Annotated in this window: 13 protein-coding genes; 6 read left to right on the top strand and 7 right to left on the bottom strand. The window is 62.5% G+C overall.

All coding sequences use genetic code 11. The annotated features are described in order from the left end of the window. The first annotated feature begins 129 nt into the window (after nt 1-129). Entirely contained in the window at nt 130-2,499 is a 2,370-nt protein-coding gene (locus CIT25_RS07405) for a trimethylamine N-oxide demethylase (RefSeq protein ID WP_095483882.1), read from the top strand. A gap of 357 nt (nt 2,500-2,856) precedes the next feature. Next, complete coding sequence (locus tag CIT25_RS07400; RefSeq protein WP_095483881.1) at nt 2,857-4,566, top strand: trimethylamine N-oxide permease; 1,710 nt, start codon at nt 2,857-2,859, stop codon at nt 4,564-4,566. 163 nt (nt 4,567-4,729) lie between these two features. Here the strand turns inward: CIT25_RS07400 and CIT25_RS07395 are convergent, their stop codons facing one another. The 4 genes from CIT25_RS07395 to CIT25_RS07380 form a co-directional block, all read right to left on the bottom strand. Continuing rightward, a complete protein-coding gene (locus tag CIT25_RS07395; RefSeq protein ID WP_095483880.1) occupies nt 4,730-6,223 on the bottom strand; it encodes an aldehyde dehydrogenase family protein in 1,494 nt (497 codons plus the stop codon). 84 nt (nt 6,224-6,307) lie between these two features. Further along, nucleotides 6,308-9,454, bottom strand: coding sequence for an efflux RND transporter permease subunit (locus CIT25_RS07390; RefSeq protein ID WP_095483879.1), 3,147 nt, complete (start codon nt 9,452-9,454; stop codon nt 6,308-6,310). A gap of 349 nt (nt 9,455-9,803) precedes the next feature. Then, nucleotides 9,804-10,943, bottom strand: a complete 1,140-nt coding sequence (locus tag CIT25_RS07385) for an efflux RND transporter periplasmic adaptor subunit (RefSeq protein WP_425351738.1) — start codon at nt 10,941-10,943, stop codon at nt 9,804-9,806. Nucleotides 10,944-11,017: 74 nt separating this feature from the next. Further along, nucleotides 11,018-11,626, bottom strand: a complete 609-nt coding sequence (locus CIT25_RS07380; RefSeq protein ID WP_095483877.1) for a TetR/AcrR family transcriptional regulator — start codon at nt 11,624-11,626, stop codon at nt 11,018-11,020. 213 nt (nt 11,627-11,839) lie between these two features. Between CIT25_RS07380 and CIT25_RS07375 the strand changes: the two genes are divergently transcribed. Continuing rightward, a complete protein-coding gene (locus CIT25_RS07375; RefSeq protein WP_095483876.1) occupies nt 11,840-12,193 on the top strand; it encodes a VOC family protein in 354 nt (117 codons plus the stop codon). A 25-nt stretch (nt 12,194-12,218) separates the two neighbouring features. Beyond that, on the top strand, nt 12,219-13,115 hold the full coding sequence (locus CIT25_RS07370) for a PhzF family phenazine biosynthesis protein (protein WP_095483875.1): 897 nt from the start codon (nt 12,219-12,221) through the stop codon (nt 13,113-13,115). A gap of 238 nt (nt 13,116-13,353) precedes the next feature. Here the strand turns inward: CIT25_RS07370 and CIT25_RS07365 are convergent, their stop codons facing one another. The 3 genes from CIT25_RS07365 to CIT25_RS07355 all read right to left on the bottom strand — a co-directional run bounded on the left by CIT25_RS07365 (nt 13,354) and on the right by CIT25_RS07355 (nt 16,143). Beyond that, on the bottom strand, nt 13,354-13,872 hold the full coding sequence (locus CIT25_RS07365; RefSeq protein ID WP_095483874.1) for a DUF417 family protein: 519 nt from the start codon (nt 13,870-13,872) through the stop codon (nt 13,354-13,356). Nucleotides 13,873-13,983: 111 nt separating this feature from the next. Continuing rightward, nucleotides 13,984-14,394, bottom strand: a complete 411-nt coding sequence (locus CIT25_RS07360) for a YybH family protein (protein ID WP_206072922.1) — start codon at nt 14,392-14,394, stop codon at nt 13,984-13,986. A gap of 108 nt (nt 14,395-14,502) precedes the next feature. After that, on the bottom strand, nt 14,503-16,143 hold the full coding sequence (locus CIT25_RS07355) for an acyl-CoA synthetase (RefSeq protein WP_095483873.1): 1,641 nt from the start codon (nt 16,141-16,143) through the stop codon (nt 14,503-14,505). Between the two features lie 190 nt (nt 16,144-16,333). On the opposite strand from CIT25_RS07355, the gene CIT25_RS07350 reads away from it, so the two are divergent. After that, nucleotides 16,334-17,299 carry a sugar-binding transcriptional regulator gene (locus tag CIT25_RS07350; protein WP_095483872.1) on the top strand — a complete coding sequence of 322 codons (966 nt, stop codon included), beginning with the start codon at nt 16,334-16,336 and terminating at the stop codon, nt 17,297-17,299. Between the two features lie 88 nt (nt 17,300-17,387). Beyond that, nucleotides 17,388-19,442, top strand: a complete 2,055-nt coding sequence (locus CIT25_RS07345; protein WP_095483871.1) for a bifunctional aldolase/short-chain dehydrogenase — start codon at nt 17,388-17,390, stop codon at nt 19,440-19,442. Nucleotides 19,443-19,506 lie beyond the last annotated feature (64 nt).

Raw genomic sequence — 19,506 nt, 5'->3', positions numbered from 1 at the left:
CTCCCACAGGGGGAGAAGGAAGAGCAGGCGTGCCACCTTCACCTTGCCAAATCCGGCCTTGCCGCCTATTCTTGCTGCTAAAATAATTTCACACACAGGCAAACTTGTTTCTCAAGACACAGGGTCGAGATGAGCCAGTCGCCCTACCCCGCCGTCGCAGCCGGACCGCCCCGGCCGAGCCTGATCCTGCGGCCCGGCCAGATCGCGTTGCCGGCCGGCATGGAGCGCTATTCCGTCCAAGGCAATGGCGCGGTGCTCATCGAGATCGAGGCCGGTGACACCATCACCGTGCGCAACGTCGAAGGCGGACAGGCCTGTGAGCTGCTGGCATGGGACAAGAGCGGCGTGACCGACGCCGGCATTTTCGGCGAGAAATCCAACAGCAACGCCGCCGGCATCAAGGCGCTGCTGGCCGACGGCGACGACAGCCTCGCGTCCTTGCGCCGGGGACTGGAGCGACGCCAGGTGCAGCTTGATCAGGCGAAGGCGGTCCGCGTCTTCGGCGCCGCCGCCCCTGCCGGCACCGAACAGGGTTTTGCCGTCGCCCGCGACGGGTCGATGCTGATCGCCGCCCCGGGCGGGCCGATGCTGGTCGACGGCCATGACACGGCGACGCCGCTTAGCGTCATCGTCCGCCGCGCCACGATCCGTCCGGCGGCGAAGTCGCAATTGGGCGATCCGCTCGCCGATCCGGTGCTCGATCTGCGCGTCCATTCGGCGACCGCGGAATCCTACTTCGTTAGGGCGGGCGACTATCTGCAGATCATCGATGTCGACGGGCGCCAATGCACGGACTTCCAGTGCTTTTCGGCGCGCAAGCTGGACAATGGACGCGACCATCCGCTCGACGTGACGACGACCCGCACGTTGATGGGCTCGAGCTATCCGATGCCCGGCCTGCATTCGAAATATTACGACCAGGACATGGAGCCGTTGGTCGAAGTGGTGCATGATACTTGCGGCCGGCACGATGCGTTCGCGCTCGCTTGCGCCGCCAAATATTACGACGACATCGGCTATCCCGGTCACCCCAATTGCTCGGAGAATTTCAACCGTGCGCTGTCGGACAAGGGAGTGAACCCCCGTGCCGGCTGGATGGCGATCAACTTCTTCTTCAACACGGCGATCGACGCGCATGGCGTCATGGTGTCGGACGAGCCGTGGTCGCGGCCGGGCGACTATGTGCTGCTGCGCGCCTTGACCGACATCGTCTGCGTATCGTCCGCCTGCCCCGACGACACCACGCCGGCCAATGGCTGGAACCTGACCGACATCCATGTGCGGACCTATTCCGGCCAGCACAAATTCTCGCGAGCGATCGCCAGACGCATGACGCCCGATTCGGAACCGAAAATGACCCGCGAGACCGCTTTTCATTCGAGCTTTGCCAAGCACACCCGCAACTTCGTCGAGTATAGGGGCTATTGGCTGGCCAACTCCTTCGCTAGGCAAGGTCCTATCGACGAGTACTGGGCCTGCCGACAAGATGCCGTGATCATGGACCTGTCGCCGCTGCGCAAGTTCGAGGTCACCGGCCCGGATTCCGAAGCGCTGCTGCAATACACGCTCACCCGCGACGTCAAGAAACTCGGCGTCGGCCAGGTCGTCTATTCCGCCATGTGCTACGAGCATGGCGGCATGATCGACGACGGCACGCTGCTCAGGCTCGGCAAGGACAATTTCCGCTGGGTCGGCGGCGACGATCTTTCCGGCGAATGGCTGCGCGAGACGGCAATGAGCCTCGGCCTCAACGTGCTGGTGCGCTCGTCCACCGACCAGATGCACAATGTCGCGGTGCAAGGGCCGAAGAGCCGCGACATCCTCAAGGAGATCATCTGGACCTCGCCGCTGCAGCCGTCGATCGAGGAACTCGAATGGTTCCGCTTCGCCGTTGCCCGCATCGGCGGCGGCAATGGCATTCCGGTCGTCGTCTCGCGCACCGGCTACACCGGCGAGCTCGGCTACGAGATCTGGTGCCATCCGCGCGACGCCGAAAAGGTGTTCGACGCCATCTGGGAGGCCGGCCAGCCACATGGCTTGAAGCCGATGGGACTACAGGCGCTCGACATGGTGCGCATCGAGGCCGGGTTGATCTTTGCCGGCTATGAATTTTCCGACCAGACCGATCCGTTCGAGGCGGGCATCGGCTTCACCGTGCCGCTGAAGACCAAGGCTGACGATTTCATCGGCCGCGAGGCGCTGATCCGGCGCAAGGAAAACCCGCAGAAGAAGCTGGTCGGCCTCGACATCGACGCCAATGTCGCGGTCGGCCATGGCGATTGCGTCCATGTCGGCCGCGCCCAGATCGGCGAGGTCACTTCGAGCACGCGTTCGCCGGTGCTGAACAAGAACATCGCGCTGGCCAGGCTTGACGTCACCCATTCCGCCATCGGCACCGAGGTTGAGATCGGCAAGCTTGACGGCCACAGCAAGCGGCTGCCGGCGCGCGTCGTCGCCTTCGCCCACTACGACCCGCAGAAGACCAGACCGCGTTCCTGACGGCAGCATCCCTTGCCTTCTCCCCGGGGAGAGAAGGTGGACCGGCTCGCAGCGCCGAGACGGAAGAGGGGGGTTGGGCGGAGTGCTGTCGGTGCCAAGCTGAATCACCCCCGACCTCGCTTCGCGAGGCCACCTTCTCCCTCAACAGGAGAAGGTAAGAGCGTGTTTCGTAAGCGCGCTGTGCACAGCTTCACAAAAACGCTTGACGTGAAAGCGTGACGGATCAATCTTCACTGCCAAGAAAAAAATACTACTGAGCGGAAAACGCCTGAGGTCGTTCAACGCGTGCGTCGGTGACGCATCGCGAGGTGTCGGCCGTCGCCGATGGGGAACATCAAAAATGGGGAATTCACGTAAATGAGCACGATAGTCTCTGCCTTGGTGCCGGCTGCCGAAGGGAAGTTGCACCGGAACATCGATTGGCGCGGTGCCTTCTGGGTGGCAAGCGGCGTTCCCGCCCTTGTGCTGTTTTCGATCGGCGGCATTGCCGGCACGACCGGGAAGCTGGCCTTCCTGATCTGGACGGTGTCCATGGTCATGGGCTTCCTGCAATCCTTCACCTATGCGGAGATCGCCGGCCTGTTTCCGAACAAGTCCGGCGGCGCCTCGATTTATGGCGCCACCGCCTGGCTTCGTTATTCCAAGTTCATCGCGCCGCTTTCGGTGTGGTGCAACTGGTTCGCCTGGTCGCCGGTGCTGTCGCTCGGCTGCTCGATCGCCGCCGCCTACATCCTCAACGCGCTGGCGCCGGTGCCGCTGTTTACCGACACCTCGCCGGAAGTCGCCGCCTACATCGCGGCTCATGCCGGAACGAGTGCCGCCGACGCCATCACGGCGGTGAGCGCGGCCGCCACACCGGCGATCCGCAACTGGACGCTCTACGGTCACACGTTGGGTCCGGTCTCCTTCACCTTCAACGCAACCTTCTTCATCGGCGCAGTGCTGATGCTGATCATTTTCTCGATCCAGCATCGCGGCATCCTGGGCACGGCCAACGTGCAGAAATATATCGGCCTGTTCGTCATCATCCCGATGCTGATCGTCGGCGTCGTGCCAATCATCACCGGCCAGATCGACTGGGCGAACTTTTCGCCGCTGGTGCCGCTGGCTGCCGCCTACGCGCCCGAGCCCGGCGCGTGGAACATCGCCGGATGGACCCTCGTTCTCGGCGGCATGTTCATCGCCGCCTGGTCGACCTACGGTTTCGAGACAGCCGTCTGCTACACGTCCGAGTTCAAGAATCCCGGCACCGACACCTTCAAGGCGATCTTCTATTCCGGCCTGCTGTGCATGCTGCTGTTCATCCTGGTGCCGTTCACCTTCCAGGGCGTGCTCGGCTTGAACGGCATGCTGGCGACCCCGATCGTCGATGGCTCCGGTGTTGCCGATGCCTTGGCCGGAATGGTCGGCGGCGGACAGCTGATCCATAGCCTGCTGGTGATGCTGATGATCCTGGCACTGGTGCTGTGCATCATGACGGCGATGGCGGGGTCCTCGCGCACGCTCTATCAGGGCTCGGTCGATGGCTGGCTGCCGCGCTATCTCAGCCACGTCAACGAGCATGGCGCCCCGACGCGGGCGATGTGGACCGACCTCATCTTCAATCTGTTCGTGCTGGCCATCGCTTCGGCCGATGCGACCAGCTTCTTCTTCATCCTCGCCGTGTCGAATTGCGGATACATCATCTTCAACTTCCTCAACCTCAATGCCGGATGGATCCACCGCATCGACAACGGCCATATCGCGCGACCGTGGAAGGCACCGAGCTGGCTGCTCGGCCTCGGCGCCATCCTTGCCTATGTGAACATGATCTTCATGGGCGCCGGTGCAAAGATCTGGAACCCGATGGCACTGTGGGCAGGGCTGATCACGGCTGCCCTCATCATCCCAGTGTTCTGCTTCCGGCATTACATCCAGGACAAGGGCAAATTCCCCGACCACATGCTGGCTGATCTCGGCATGACGTCGTCCGATCTCGCCGTCAGAAAGGCGGGCATCCTACCCTATTTGACGCTGATCGCCGGCGTCGTGGTGATGCTCCTCGCCAACTGGCTGTTCGTGATCTGACCTCCGCCTCAAGGGATCGAGCGCGCGATGCGCTCGATCCCTTGCATGTTTTGTTCTTGCTTTGTGCCGGCAGTTATGCTAGTGATTCAGCTGTAGTGCCGATTGGCACCGATGACCCGCCGCCGGCGGGTTTTTTCGTTTCAAGGCCTATTCGGCGGACTGTTCAGTCGATCTTGATGAACACGCCCTTGGTGTTGAGATACTCGTCGAGGTGCTCGACGCCGCCCTCGCGGCCGTAGCCGCTCATCTTGTAGCCGCCGAACGGCACGGCCGGATCGATGGCGTGGTAGGTGTTCACCCAGACCGAGCCGGCGCGGATTTTTCGTGATAGCTGGTGCGCGGTGGCGACATTGCGGGTGAAGACCCCCGCCGCGAGACCATAAGGCGTGTTGTTGGCCCGCTCGACTGCCTCATCGAGCGTATCGAACGGCAGCGCCGAAATGACCGGTCCGAAGATTTCCTCGCGTGCGATCTTCATGTCGTCCGTGACATGGGCAAAGACCGTCGGCGCGACGAAATTGCCGGCGGCAAGCGCGCCTTCCACGAGGCGCGTGCCGCCGGTGACGAGGGTCGCGCCCTCCGCCGTCCCGGCTTCGAGATAGGAGGCGACCCGCTGCAGCTGCTTTTCGGAGACGAGCGGGCCGATCTCTGTTGCCGGGTCGATGCCGTCGCCGATCCTGAGACCCTTGGCATGGGCCGCCAGCCGTTCGACGAACTCGTCATGGATGGAGCGTTCGACAAACAGGCGCGAGCCGGCGATGCAGATCTGGCCGGAATTGGCGAACACCGACATCGCCGCCACCGGCACCGCTCTGTCGAGATCGGCGTCGGCGCAGACGATGACCGGCGACTTGCCGCCAAGCTCCAGCGAGACCCGCTTGAGGTTGCCGGCCGACGCCCGGACGATCGACTGGCCGGTCGCCGTCGAGCCGGTGAAGACGATCTTGTCGACGCCCATATGCTCGGCGAGTGCGGCCCCTGCCTCGGCGCCGGTGCCGGTCACGATGTTGACGACGCCTGGCGGAACGCCGGCCTCGTTCATGATGTCGGCGATCAGCAGCGGCGTCAGCGGCGCTTCCTCGGAAGGTTTCAGCACCACCGTGCAGCCGGTGGCCAGCGCCGGCCCGATCTTCCAGATTGATGCGGCGGTCGGTGCGTTCCAGGGGATGATGGCGCCGACGACGCCGACCGGCTCCTTGCGGGTGAAGGAGACGATCTCGCCCGGCAGCGAGTTCTCGATCGTCTCGCCATGTAGGGACGTCGCCATGCCGGCGTAATAGCGCAGCATGCCGATGACACGGTTGCGGTTGGCGCGGGTGCGCACGATCGGCATGCCCATGTCGGTCGTGTCCGAGCGGCTGATCTCCTCCCAATGTTTTTCGAAGAGGTCGGCGATCTTGAGGAGCAGCACCTGCCGCTCATAGGGCTTGAACCGGCTCCACGGCCCGTCGAAGGCCTTGCGCGCCGCGGCCACCGCCAGCTCGATATCCTGGCGATCGCTGCGCGGCACCGTGGCAATGACCGCACCGGTGGCCGGATTGCGGGTTTCCATGGTGCGGCCCGAGCGGGCGTCGACCCAGGCGCCATCGACGAACATCTGGCGATGGCGTCCGTCGATCGGCCGGCGCAGTGACACCGGTGTCTGAGCTATGGTCATGACGTCCTCCTCCAGCGCTCCTGCCGGTGGGCGGATTTAACCCCTGGATATCACATCTGCCAACAGCTCTATTCGGCCGCCACTCTATTCGGCGGCCAGAGGCAGTCGCGGCCTGTCGTCGTTGTCTGCCAGCTCCGGCTCGGCCGCCTGCTCCACGTCCTTGGCCTTCTTGCGCTCCCTGCCGAAGAACAAGGCATAGGCTGCCGGAAGCACGAGGATGGTAAGCACTGTGGCGACGAGAATGCCGCCCATCATGGCGTAGGCGAGCGGACCCCAGAAGACGCCGCGCGAAATCGGGATCAGCGCCAGGACCGCCGTCAGCGCCGTCAGCATGATCGGCCGGAAGCGGCGAACCGCCGAGCCGATGATCGCCTCCGAGCGTTCCATGCCGGCCGCTATATCCTGGTCGATCTGGTCGACCAGGATGATCGAGTTGCGCATGATGATGCCAAGCAGCGCGATCACGCCGAGGATGGCGACGAAGCCGAACGGCGCGCCACTGATCAAAAGTGCTGCGGCTGCACCGATGATGCCGAGCGGACCGGTCGCCAGCACCAGCATCGCCTTGCCGAAATGCTGCAGCTGGATCATCAGCAGCACGACGATGACGGCCAGCATGATTGGAGCTTTCGCAGCAATGGAGGCCTGGCTTTCGGCCGAATCCTCGGCGCCGCCCTGGATCTCGACGGCGTAGCCGGGCGCCAGACCGTCGCGCAGGCCTTGCATCTCGCTGTACATCTTCATCACGACATCGTTCGACTGCACGCCATCCGGCAGCGTGGCACGCACGCTGATGGTCGGCAGGCGGTCGCGCCGCCATTCGACGCCTTGCTCCAACACCGGGACGACCTTGGCGACCTGCGACAGCGGCACGAAGCCACCGAAATCCGTCGGGACAGAGACGGAGTCGACCGCCGACAGCAGGTGACGGCTCGCCTCCGGCTCGCGGGCGACGATCGAAACGGTCTCCTCGCCGTCGCGGAAATCATCGAGCGGCGCTCCCGACATGGTCGCCTGCAGCATCTGGCGAATGCGCTGCGAGGTGACGCCGAGCGCACGGGCGCGATCCTGGTCGATCACCAGCTTCATCTCCGGCACCGGCTCGAGCCAGTCGTCGTGAACGGCGCCGAGCAGCGGATTTGCCTGGAACTTCGCCTTCACTTCGTCGGCGATGCGGCGCACCTCCTGGCGATCCGGACCCATGACGCGCATCTGCACCGGCCAGCCCGTGGGCGGCCCGAGGAACAGGCGGTCGACCTTGGCGCGGATCGACGGGAAATCCTCGGCCAGAATGGTGCGCAGCTTGACGATCAGCCGTTCGCGGGCCGGTTCGTCATTGGCCATCACCAGAAGCTGGGCAAAATTCGGATTGCGAAGCTGCTGGTCGAGCGGCAGGAAGAAGCGCGGCGCGCCCTCACCGATATAGGTGGCGATGAAGCGCTTGTCCTTGTCGTCCATCATCCTGGTTTCGAGCGCCTTGGCCTGCGTCTCGACTTCCTTGATGCTGGTGCCTTCCGGCAGCCAGAGGTCGACAAGGATTTCCGGACGCGACGACTGTGGGAAGAAATTCTGCGGGATGAACTGGAATGCCCAAAGACTGGTTGCGAAGGTCACCAGTGTCATAACCAGCACGATGATGCGGTGGCGCACGGACCAGCTGACGGTGGCGCGAAGCCGGCGATAGAAGCGCGTGTCGAAGACATCGTGATGGTTGCCGGCGTGCTTTCGCTGCTTGAGGATCATGTTGCCGAGCCACGGCGTGAAATAGACCGCCACGAACCAGGACACGACCAGCGCGATGCCGACGACATAAAACAGCGTGCGCACATACTCACCGGCCGTCGAGGCGGCGAAGCCGACCGGGATGAAGCCGGCGGTGGTGATCAGCGTTCCGGTCAGCATCGGGAAGGCCGTCGAGGTATAGGCGAAGCTCGCAGCCTCGACCTTGACCAGTCCTTCCTCGAGCTTGCGTTCCATCATTTCGACGACGATCATCGCGTCGTCGACGAGCAGGCCGAGCGCAATGATCAGCGCGCCGAGCGAAATGCGCTGCAGATCGATGCCGATCTCGTACATGATGGCGAAGGTAGCGGCCAGGACGAGCGGAATGGTGATCGCGATCACCAGGCCCGAACGCCAGCCGATCGTCAGGAACGAGACGACAAGCACGATTAGCAGCGCCTCGCCAAGCGCCTTCATGAACTCACCCACCGCTTCCCTGACGACTTCCGGCTGGTCGGCTATCTGATCGACCGAAACGCCGTAAGGCAGCGCCTCTTCGAAGCGGTGATAGGTCGCTTCGACGTCCTTGCCGACATCGGTGACATTGAAGCCTTTGGCCATGACCACACCGACCTGGACGCTGTCGTGGCCGTTGTAGCGGTATTTGCGCTGATAGGGATCCTCGAGGCCGGAGGTCACGGTGGCGATGTCGCCCAGGCGCGTTACCTGGTTGCCGGCGCGCAGGCGAAGTTCGCGGATATCGGCCGCCTTGGTCACGTCGCCCTCGACCGAAATGCGCACTGAGTTCGTGCCGGTATCGACCGAGCCCGCCGGATCGACATTGTTCTGGCCCTTGATCGCGTTCTGCAGGTCGGTGAGCGTCAGGCCGCGCTCGGCAAGCGCCTTGGACGAAACGTCGATATAGAGTTTTTCCGGCTGGTCGCCGATGATCACGGCCTTCTCGACGCCGGGCGTCGTCAGCAGCATGTCACGCGCCTGAATGGCTAATTTCTTCAGCTCGGGATAGCTGTAGCCGTCGCCGCTGATCGAATGCAAAGTGATGAAAGTGTCGCCGAACTCATCGTTGAAGTAGGGCCCGAGCAGCCCCTGAGGCAGCTCGTTGGCGATGTCGCCGACCTTCTTGCGCACCTGGTAGAAGGCATCCGCGACCTGCGCGGGGTTGGTGTCGCCTTCCACCTGCAAGGTGATTATGGCGCTGCCGGCGCGTGTGTAGGAACGGACAAAATCGAGATGCGGCGTTTCCTGCAGCTTGCGCTCGATCTTGTTGACGACCTGGTCCTCCATGTCCTGGATCGAGGCACCCGGCCAGACAGCCTGGACGACCATGACGCGGAAGGTGAAATCCGGGTCTTCCTTCTGGCCCATGCGCATCAGGCCGAGCGCGCCGGCAACGATGATCAGGCCGAACAGGAACCGCGCAATGCTCGGATGCCCGATTGCCCAGCGCGAAAGGTTGAAGGGCCGCTTTTCATTGGTGTCGGTGGTCATAGCGCCAGTCCATTTGTCTGATCGTCAGCGCACGCACGTGGCATGCCCACGGAACTTCTAATGCTGGAGCCTGTTCCATCCCGACATGATCGGGATGGGGCTCCATCTTTCCTGTTCGAGCATAATCTTGTCCGAAAACCGGATTCCACTTTTCGGATCATGCTCCAGGCTTCCGGGCGGCGAGGCTTTCCGAGCGGAGAGACACTCATCGCGGTGGGACGCGAGGATCGATGTGGGGGTTACATCGACCCGACGTCTCGACAATCGGGCACCTGCCGCCCGGAAACCATGAACCGCTTGACCTCGCGGCTTGCGCCGATGCGAGGAAAAGCCGTTTTATTCTTGGCCGTCAGCGCACGCGCTTGGCGGCGTCGCCATCATCGTCCGCAGATGCGGACTGTTGCACCGCATCGCCGGTCAGCTTGACCTTCAGATTCTCGGTCATGAATTGTGTGCCCGCCGCAACGACGACGTCGCCGGGTTTCAATCCTTCGGCAACATGCACGCCGTCGGCGGTGAACTCGGCGACCTTGACCGGACGCGCGTGGACGGTCTCGCCGTTGCGATCCACGGTCCAGACGATCTGCTGGCCATCCTTTTGCGCCAGCGCGCTCAACGGGACCGATACGCTTTGTGGGCGGTTGTTGGCCGCCGAAGCTTCGATGTTCGCGGTCATGCCGAGAAGCACGCGCGGATCGTTGGGCAGGCTGACGCGGACGGCAAAGGTACGCGACTGCTGATCGGCGCTGCCGGCGACTTCGCGGACCTTGCCGTCGAGCGTCAGCGCATCATCCGACCAGAAGCCTGCCTTGACGTCCTTGCCCGGCTTGAACTGGGCGATATCCATTTCCGGAACGGCGATCAGCACTTCCTTTTCGCCATCGACGGCAACAGTCACAACCGGTGTGCCGGAGCCGACCACCTGACCGACATCGGCGGCTACTGATGTGACGATGCCGTTCCTGTCCGCCTTGAGGTCGGTGTAGAGGACCTGGTTTTTCGCCTGGTCAAGCGTTGAGCGGGCGGAATTCCGGGTGGCGACCGCCTGGTCATAGCTGAGCGTTGCCTGTTCGAGCTGCGATTTCGACGCGAAGTTCTTGGCAAACAACTGTTCGGCACGACGACGGGCAAGGCCTGTTGTCTCGACCTGCCGCTCGGCGGCCTCGAGGCTGGCCTCGGCGCTGTTGACCGAAAGGTCATAGTCGGCGGGATCGATGCGGGCCAGAACGTCGCCCGGCTTCACGCGCTGGCCGATGTCGACCAGGCGCTCGGTGATCTTGCCGTTGATGCGGAACCCGAGATTCATCTCGGTGCGGGCGCGCACCGATCCGGAGTAGGAAAGCTCACGGGTATCGTTGGCCTTGGCGATCTCGACGACCTTGACCGGCCGAATGATGTCCTTGACTTCCACTTTTTCTTGCGAGCAGCCGGCGAGCCCGAGCGCCGCGACGACGACCAGAGCCGGACCGACGGCCGACAGCCTGTTCATAATGGATTTGGACAAAGGCACTTGCGTACTCCCGAACTGGAGATGAATTGTCGAGGACCGACGGACGCCGCCGGTCATTTCTTCAAGGCCCTGATCGCAAACTCGATAAGATCGTCCGGCATTGCCCGGTTCTCTTTGGCAAGGCACTGGGCGACCATCTGCGGGTGACAGAGGGTGATGATAGCTGCGCCGAAGCACCGCGAAGCGACTTCCGGATCCTGGTCGGCAAACTCGCCGGCTGCGATCCCGTCGCTGATCACCTCCGCCACCAGGCTGCGGATCCGGTCGATGTGCTTCTCGATGACATGCCAATCGCGTTCGATGGCAACGACGACCATCTCGTGCACCTTCTCCTGGTCGAGCATGGTGTCACGGGTCCACTGATAGTGGGTTTGCGCGTAGCGGCGAAGCTTTTCGCTGGCGGTTCCGGGACTATGGCAGGCGTCGTAGGTCAGTTGGTAGCAGGTAGCGAGCATGCGGCCGCAAACGGCCTGGTGGATCTCGACCTTGGAGGCGAAGAAACGGTAGATGTTGGCCGTCGACATGCCGAGCTCACGCGCTATGTCGGCGACATTGGTCTTGCCGTAGCCGTAGTGGCGGAACAGTCGCTCCGCGCAATCGAGGATGCGCGCGACATTCTCCTGCCGGACCAGGTCGGCCGTCGTATCGAGAGTATCATACATCTTGTTTCATCAGCCCATTACGAATGACGAATTTTGAATTTCGTCACTCGTAATTCGAAATCGACGGAATGTCAACACGTGACATTATCGGTCTTGGGCGACTGGTGACATCTGTTGACACCACTCGGCGTGAACAGCGTTAATGAAGCCTGCTGCGGGCAGTGCACGGGCCCCTCGCCATCTATGCTGAGCCGCGGAAAAGGAGATCCTGGGATGACCGTACTGCGCATCGTCACGAATATCGCAACGGACAGCATTCCGGATGTTCGGAAGTTCTATTCCGACCTGTTCGGGCTCGACGCCGTCATGGATCACGGGTGGCTCGTCACGCTGGCGTCCCGCGAAACAACCATCCCTCAGATCAGCATCGCCAGCGAGGGCGGCTCAGGCACCCCCGTGCCCGATCTGTCGATCGAGGTCGACAATGTGGACGAGGTGTATCTTCGCGCAAAAGAGATCGGTTGCAGGGTGGTCTACGATTTGACCGACGAACCGTGGGGCGTGAGACGTTTCTTCATTGCCGACCCGACCGGAAAGCTGCTCAACGTGCTCACGCATCTTCGCTAGCCCAATTGCGGTCATCGGAGGAAACATGAGCAGAACAATCCCATTTCATTTCGTCGATGTCTTCGCGGTAGAGCCGCTGACGGGCAATTCACTGGCGGTGGTCGACGGCGGCGCCGAGTTGGCGCTTGAGCTCATGCAGAACATTGCACGTGAGTTCAACCAGTCCGAGACCACCTTTGTCTTACCGGCGACCCGGGCGAACGCCGACTGGAGGTTGCGCTCTTTCACGCCGAAGGGCGTAGAGGTTTTCGGTGCAGGCGGCCACAACACGTTAGGGGCTTGGTGGTGGCTCGCTGCAGCAGGGCGGCTCGATCTGGGCGATGGGCCAACATGGTTCCACCAACAGATCGGCGACTTGGTATATCCGTTGGCGATCTGGCAGAGCCAAGGACGGCTCGAAAAGATCATTATGCAGCAAGAGGCCCCACTGGCCGGCCGGCAGCTCTCAAACCTTGGCGCTCTTGCCACCGCACTCGGCCTTCGTACCGAAGAAATAGTGGCTGATATCGTGCCTTGCCAGGTGGTCTCGACTGGAGCCGCCCATCTCCTGGTGCCAATCCGCGATCGCGAAGCCGTCGACCGGATTTTGCCTGATGCTAAACAGCTTTTCGACCTGCTCGACGAGGTCGGCGGGGAAGGCTGCTACGTCTTCTCGCTCGATCCGCTACAACCCGGAACCACGGCGTATGCACGCTTTTTCAACCCGACCGTCGGCATTTCTGAGGATCCGGCAACCGGTACGGCGGCTGGTCCGCTCGCCGCACATCTCGTGGCACACGGTCTTGCACCGCCCGGTGTAATCAAGATCGAGCAAGGCACGGCTCTCGGACGTACCAGCATCATTGAGGTCGATGTAGATGCCGGCTCAGTGAGCATTTCTGGGCGCGGCATTGTAGTGGCGAGCGGGGCGCTTTCGATCTAGAGCGGTTCATCGTTNCGTACCAGCATCATTGAGGTCGATGTAGATGCCGGCTCAGTGAGCATTTCTGGGCGCGGCATTGTAGTGGCGAGCGGGGCGCTTTCGATCTAGAGCGGTTCATCGTTTCACGGAGACGCCGAACCGCTCTATCTCTTTGTTTTTGCGCAATTCCGGACGGAAAACCGCTTCACACTTTTCCTGGAATTTCTAGTCGAAGCCACTCGCCTTCGACTGGATTCGCTTAGGTAGCCGATCTGTTTAATCTGTTCAGGCTTTCGCCCAGTATGACAAGCGCGATGCCGAGCAGCGCAATGTCCTTGATCAGGAACTGACCGGCGGGACCGAGCGCGGGAAAGCCCAGCGTAGGCTCCCAGATCGGCAGGGCAACCATGATCGAACAGGTGACCAGGAAAATCAGGGCGGCCAATGCCCCGCCGGCCACACCGGCGCGCACCGACCAGGGGGACGCAATCAGCAGAAGCGCGGTCGCAATCTCGACGACGCCAAGCACGTAAGAAGCACCGGCTTCACCAAATACCGGATACATCCAGGCGAGCCAAGGCGTGCCGCCGATTAGCGGCCTCAACGCCTCGATCTCAACAGCCGTGAACTTCATCCCGCCGATCATGAGAAGCGGCAGTATGACCCCGATGAGGGCGACGATCCGCCCGGCTGTCCTGACCGCGGCGGCTCTTCGCGCCCATGGCCGAGAAAGGGTCCCGTCTTGACCTTCAGGCTCTGATGTTCTGAGAACCGGCATGAGTTTCCTCCTCCAACTGCCAATTGCACCGCCCGCGTCGTAAATTTATCCCTTGCCCCTAGCGGCTGGCCAATCGCCGCTGTCACGGTCGCTCGATTAATCGATGCGCTGTCAGTCCGGCTTGTAAGGGTATGAGTGATGCTCGTGAGCGATGATCCAAAGGTCACCTTCCTTCCGCAGTCCGACGGTAAGCCGGAGGCGGGTTGCCGGGTCCCTTTCAAGCTCTTCCCTGGTGCCGCACCGCAGCAATGCGGTCGCAAAAGCGACCCGGTCTCCCGCCGTGACATCCAGCCACTCGATCGCGAAAACGCCGCCCTGCTTGAAGTGCTCGAAGAATGGACCCCAACTATCGCGGTAGGCCTCAATTCCACTGAGTTCGTTCGGCGGTGGGACATCGAACATCAGAAGGTCCGTCGCGTGGTCCGCAACGATTGTCTCCAGGTCTTGCTGCTGCACGGCGTTCGCCCAACGCTCGATCAGCGCCCGGATATATGCCTCGGCGTCACGCTCCATGTTCTCCATTAGAATTCTCCTCCTGCCAGATCCTCTTCTGTCGAGTTGGTTCTGTAGCGAGGACGATCGGGAGGCACTCGATCCGACACTGAGTGATGTTTTTTGCTCTTCGCGTGGCTAGGCTCCCTTGGCCATCTCCCTCAGCCGGAACTTCTGGATCTTGCCGGTCGAGGTCTTCGGGATTTCGGCGAAGATCACCGCTTTCGGCACCTTGAAGCGGGCGAGCAGAGCGCGGCAGTGATCGATGATTTCGGCCCCGGTCGCCATCTTGCCCGGCTTCAGCTCGACATAGGCGACCGGCACCTCGCCCCATTTGTCGTCGGGCCTGGCAACGACGCCGCAGGAGGCGACGGCAGGGTGCTTGTAGAGCGCCTCCTCGACCTCGATCGAGGAGATGTTCTCGCCGCCGGAAATGATGATGTCCTTGGAGCGGTCCTTAAGCTGGATGTAGCCGTCGGGATGCATGACACCGAGGTCGCCCGAGTGGAACCAACCGCCGGCGAAGGCCTCGTCGCTCGCCTTGCGGTTCTTGAGATAGCCCTTCATCACGATGTTGCCGCGGAACATGACCTCGCCGATCGTCTCGCCGTCGGCCGGCGTCTCCTCCATCGTCTCGGGGTCCATCACCGTCAGGCCTTCGAGCGCGGCATAGCGCACGCCTTGCCTGGCCTTCCTCGCCGCCCTGAGACCCTTTTCGAGCCCGTCCCACTCGCCATGCCATTCGTTGACGACGGCCGGGCCATAGGTCTCGGTCAGGCCATAGAGGTGGATGACCGCAAAGCCCGCATCAGCCATGCCCGACAGCACCGCTTCCGGCGGCGGTGCCGCGGCCGTGTTGAAGGTGACCGCCTGCGGAAATTGCCGCTTGTCCTCCTCCCCAGCATTGATCAGCACCGACATGACGACCGGCGCGCCGCACAGATGAGTGACGCCGTGATCGGCGATGGCGTCGTAGATCGGCTTTGGCCGCACCCAGCGCAGGCAGACATGGGTGCCGGCCTGCAAGGCCAGCGTCCATGGAAAGCACCAGCCATTGCAGTGGAACATCGGCAGCGTCCACAGATACACCGCATGCCTGCCCATGCCGGCATGGATGGTGTTGGCGTAGGCCATCAGTGCTGCACCGCGATGGTGATAGACGACGCCCTTCGGATTGCCTGTCGTGCCGGACGTGTAGTTGAGCGCAATAGCGTCCCATTCGTCGTCTGGCATCGACCAGGCGAAATCCTCGTCGCCGCCCGCGACAAAGTCCTCGTAGTCGAGCGTGCCGATCCGCTCGCCCTTGGGATAGGGGGCGTCAGTGGCGTATTCGGGATCGTCATAGTCGACGACCAGCGGTTTTACCTTGGCCAGCGCCAGCGCCTCGCTGACGACATTTGCGAATTCGCGGTCGACGATCAGCACCTTGGTTTCGGCATGGTCGAGCTGGAAGGCAATGACCGCGGCGTCGAGGCGGGTGTTGAGCGAATGCAGCACCGCCTTGGTCATCGGCACGCCGAAATGCGCTTCCAGCATCGCCGGCGTGTTGGACAGCATGACGGTGACGGTGTCACCCTTGCCGATGCCGCGCTTGGAGAGCGCCGAGCCAAGCTTCAGCGACCGCCGCCAAAAATCGCGATAGGTCGTGCGCTGGCGGCCATGGATGATGGCGACATGGTCGGGAAAGGTCTTTGCCGCCCGCTCCAGATAGGTCAGCGGCGTCAGCGGCTGGTGGTTGGCCGGATTCTTGTCAAGATCCTGTTCGTAGGGATTGCCCATCCCGTCCTCCCGTAACGTCGTCATCGAGATCTTCTATCCATAGGCTTTCCGCCCGTCACCACCAACGATGCCATGATAGAGCGCATTTGGCACAAGGATGATCTAGATAAAGCAAACGAAAGAGCATCGTTTGCCCTTGCTCAATTTGACTTTTGTCGAGAGCCGTGAATAATGTCAGCGAGGAGATGGCATGGCGATCCGACCGGCAGAACAGCTTATTCACAAGGCCGCCTGGCTTTACTATGCCCATGGCCTGCGCCAGGACCAGGTGGCGAGCCAACTCAAGATTTCCCGGGCCTCGGTCGCCATGTATCTGCGCAAGGCGCGCGAGACCGGCATCGTCAACATCTCGACCTCGACCCAGCTTTTCACTGACGACGTCCTGGCACGCAAGCTTGAAGACGCGTTGAAGCTCGATGCCGTCTGGATCGCGCCGGAAAACGGCCATGTCGCCGATCCTTCGACCGACATCGCTGTGCTGGCGGCGAGCGTCTTTCTCGAGCTGGTCAAGAAGGGCGACCGCATCGGCGTCGCCTGGGGGCGGACCGTCTATACGATCGCCGACATCATGTCTTATGCCGACCTGCAGGCCGTCACGGTGGTGCAACTCTGCGGCAATCTCGGAGCCCCCTATTCCTACCGGCCCGACCAATGCACCATGGAAATCGCGCGCCGGCTCAACGCCCAGGGGCTCAACTTCTATGCGCCGCTGGTGCTGACCACGGAAGAACTGGCACGCGGCCTGCGTGCCGAGCCGGTGATCCGCGAGCAATTGTCGGGCATTAGCGAATGCGACCTCGCACTGTACTCGGTCGGCACCGTCGATGCCGACAGCCATGTCGTCAAATGCGGTGCGCTGACTGCGAGCGAAATGGACGTGCTGCGCCGTGCCGGCGCTGCCGGCGTCATCGCCGGACAGATCATCGACGCGCAAGGCAAGGCGCTCGACTGCAGCTACAACCGGCGGGTCATTTCGGCAGAGCTGTCATCGCTGCGCAAGATTGAAAAGCGCCTCGTGGTGGTGCAGGAGGACAGCAAGTTCGGACCGCTGGTGGCGGCGATCGCGGGTGGGCTGTGCACGCATCTGGTGGTCGGCGCACGGATGGCGCGACGGCTGCTCGACCATGCCGGATCGGCAGCGGAAAAGGTCGCCTAGATACGCAAAACTCCGCCGCGGGCGCATTGTCATCAAAGCGTCGCGGCGTTCCTGTTCACAACCAAAAGAGAAATCGGACGAAGCGAACATGAAGAACCTATGGAATGACGGCGAGGCGGAGAAGCTGGTTGCCGACTATGCAAAGAAGGGTGTGGCCCGCGACCTGGCGCTGCGCGTCTATACGACCAGGCTTCTGGGCGGCGAACCGCGGCTTGTCCTGCATGGCGGCGGCAACACCTCCTGCAAGACAAAGGCCACCGACCTCGTCGGCGACGAATGGGACGTGCTCTGCGTCAAGGGCAGCGGCTGGGACATGGGCGTGATCGAGCCGCAGGGCCTGCCGGCGGTCAAGCTCGGCGCCCTGCTCAAGGCGCGGTCGCTCAAAAAGCTCTCCGACGAAGACATGGTCGCGCTGCAGCGGGGGAACCTCATCGATCCGTGTTCGCCGAACCCTTCGGTCGAGACGCTGCTGCACGCCTTCCTGCCGCACAAATTCGTCGACCACACGCACTCGACCGCCATTCTGGCCATCGTCGACCAGGACGACAGCAAGGCGTTGAGCAAGAAGGTCTTCGGCAGCAAGATGGGTTACGTGCCCTACATCATGCCGGGCTTCGATCTGGCGAAGGCGGCTGCCGATGTCTTCGACGCCGACCCGACGGTCGAAGGCCTGATCCTCGACAAGCATGGCATTTTCACCTTCGGCGACGATGCTAAACAGGCCTACGACCGGATGATCCACTATGTGAACGTCGCCGAGGATTTCATCGCCAGGAATGGCAAGCCGCCTGCCGAAAAATCGGCCTTGCCAGCCAGGCTTGCCGGGCCCGCGGACATTGCGCCGATGCTGCGCGGCGCGGTGGCCGTAGCGCGCGGCGAAGGCCGCTTCGACCGCATGATCGGCGACTTCCGCACGTCGGACGCGATCGTCGATTTCATCAATTCCGCCAGGATTGCCGACTATGCCGGGCGCGGCGTATCGACACCCGACCTGTCGATCCGCATCAAGACCGGACCGATGGCGCTGCCGGCACCCGACGCGGACAAGATCGGCGACTACAAATCCGCCATCCGCCAGCATGTCGAAAAATTCGCCAAGGACTATCGCGCCTACTTCGAAACCAACGACGCGCTCGACGATGTGAAGCGCACGATGCTCGACCAGATGCCGCGGCTGACGCTGGTGCCGGGCCTCGGCATGTTCGGCCATGGCCGCACGCTGAAGGATGCGAAGATCGCATCCGACGTCGGCGAGATGTGGATCGAGGCGGTGCGTGGAGCCGAAGCAGTCGGCGATTTCCGTCCACTGTCCAAAGCCGACCTGTTCCCGCTCGAATACTGGTCGCTGGAGCAGGCCAAGCTCGCCTCCAACAAGCCGAAGCCGCTGACCGGCCAGGTTATGCTGGTCACCGGCGGCGCCGGCGCGATCGGCGCCGCCACCGCAAAGCTGTTCGCCGACAATGGCGCCCATGCCGTCGTCGTCGATCTCGATGCGGCAAGGGCGACGGAAGCGGCCAAGAAGGCCGGCAACAGTTCGATCGGCATCGGCGCCGACATCACCGATCCGGCGCAGATGCGCGCTGCGTTCGACAAGGCGGTCGCCGTCTTCGGCGGCCTCGACATCCTGGTTTCCAACGCGGGTGCTGCTTGGGAAGGCAGGATCGGCGAACTCGACGACGCCACTTTGCGCAAGAGCTTCGAGCTCAATTTCTTCGCCCATCAGTCGGCGGCCCAGAACGCAGTGCGCATCATGCTCGAACAGGGCACCGGCGGCGTGCTCCTGTTCAACACCTCCAAGCAGGCAATCAATCCGGGTCCGAAGTTCGGCGCCTATGGCATCCCCAAGGCGGCGACGCTGTTCCTGTCCAGGCAATATGCCCTCGACTATGGCGCGCATGGCATCCGCTCGAATGCGGTCAACGCCGACCGCATCCGTTCGGGGCTTTTGACCGACGCCATGATCGCCAGCCGTTCTGGCGCGCGCGGCGTGTCGGAGAAGGAGTACATGGCGGGCAACCTGCTTGGGCAGGAAGTGACGGCCGAAGACGTGGCCCAAGCGTTCCTGCATCATGCGCTGGCCGAGCGGACCACCGCCGATGTAACGACGGTGGATGGCGGCAACATCGCGGCGGCGTTGAGGTAGGCTCAAGAACAGTCCAGACGCAAAAAGAGCGGCCCGAAAGCCGCTCTTTTCTTTCGCCTGCGAT

The sequence above is a fragment of the Mesorhizobium mediterraneum genome (genome assembly GCF_002284565.1).
Classification (GTDB): domain Bacteria; phylum Pseudomonadota; class Alphaproteobacteria; order Rhizobiales; family Rhizobiaceae; genus Mesorhizobium; species Mesorhizobium mediterraneum.
This window is presented reverse-complemented; position numbering and strand designations above follow the sequence as displayed.

Coding starts and splice junctions, on each gene's coding strand:
- CIT25_RS07405 (WP_095483882.1), top strand. CDS start 130: ATGAGCCAGTCGCCCTACCCCGCCGTCGCAGCCGGACCGCCCCGGCCG.
- CIT25_RS07400 (WP_095483881.1), top strand. CDS start 2,857: ATGAGCACGATAGTCTCTGCCTTGGTGCCGGCTGCCGAAGGGAAGTTG.
- CIT25_RS07395 (WP_095483880.1), bottom strand. CDS start 6,223: ATGACCATAGCTCAGACACCGGTGTCACTGCGCCGGCCGATCGACGGA.
- CIT25_RS07390 (WP_095483879.1), bottom strand. CDS start 9,454: ATGACCACCGACACCAATGAAAAGCGGCCCTTCAACCTTTCGCGCTGG.
- CIT25_RS07385 (WP_425351738.1), bottom strand. CDS start 10,943: ATGAACAGGCTGTCGGCCGTCGGTCCGGCTCTGGTCGTCGTCGCGGCG.
- CIT25_RS07380 (WP_095483877.1), bottom strand. CDS start 11,626: ATGTATGATACTCTCGATACGACGGCCGACCTGGTCCGGCAGGAGAAT.
- CIT25_RS07375 (WP_095483876.1), top strand. CDS start 11,840: ATGACCGTACTGCGCATCGTCACGAATATCGCAACGGACAGCATTCCG.
- CIT25_RS07370 (WP_095483875.1), top strand. CDS start 12,219: ATGAGCAGAACAATCCCATTTCATTTCGTCGATGTCTTCGCGGTAGAG.
- CIT25_RS07365 (WP_095483874.1), bottom strand. CDS start 13,872: ATGCCGGTTCTCAGAACATCAGAGCCTGAAGGTCAAGACGGGACCCTT.
- CIT25_RS07360 (WP_206072922.1), bottom strand. CDS start 14,394: ATGGAGAACATGGAGCGTGACGCCGAGGCATATATCCGGGCGCTGATC.
- CIT25_RS07355 (WP_095483873.1), bottom strand. CDS start 16,143: ATGGGCAATCCCTACGAACAGGATCTTGACAAGAATCCGGCCAACCAC.
- CIT25_RS07350 (WP_095483872.1), top strand. CDS start 16,334: ATGGCGATCCGACCGGCAGAACAGCTTATTCACAAGGCCGCCTGGCTT.
- CIT25_RS07345 (WP_095483871.1), top strand. CDS start 17,388: ATGAAGAACCTATGGAATGACGGCGAGGCGGAGAAGCTGGTTGCCGAC.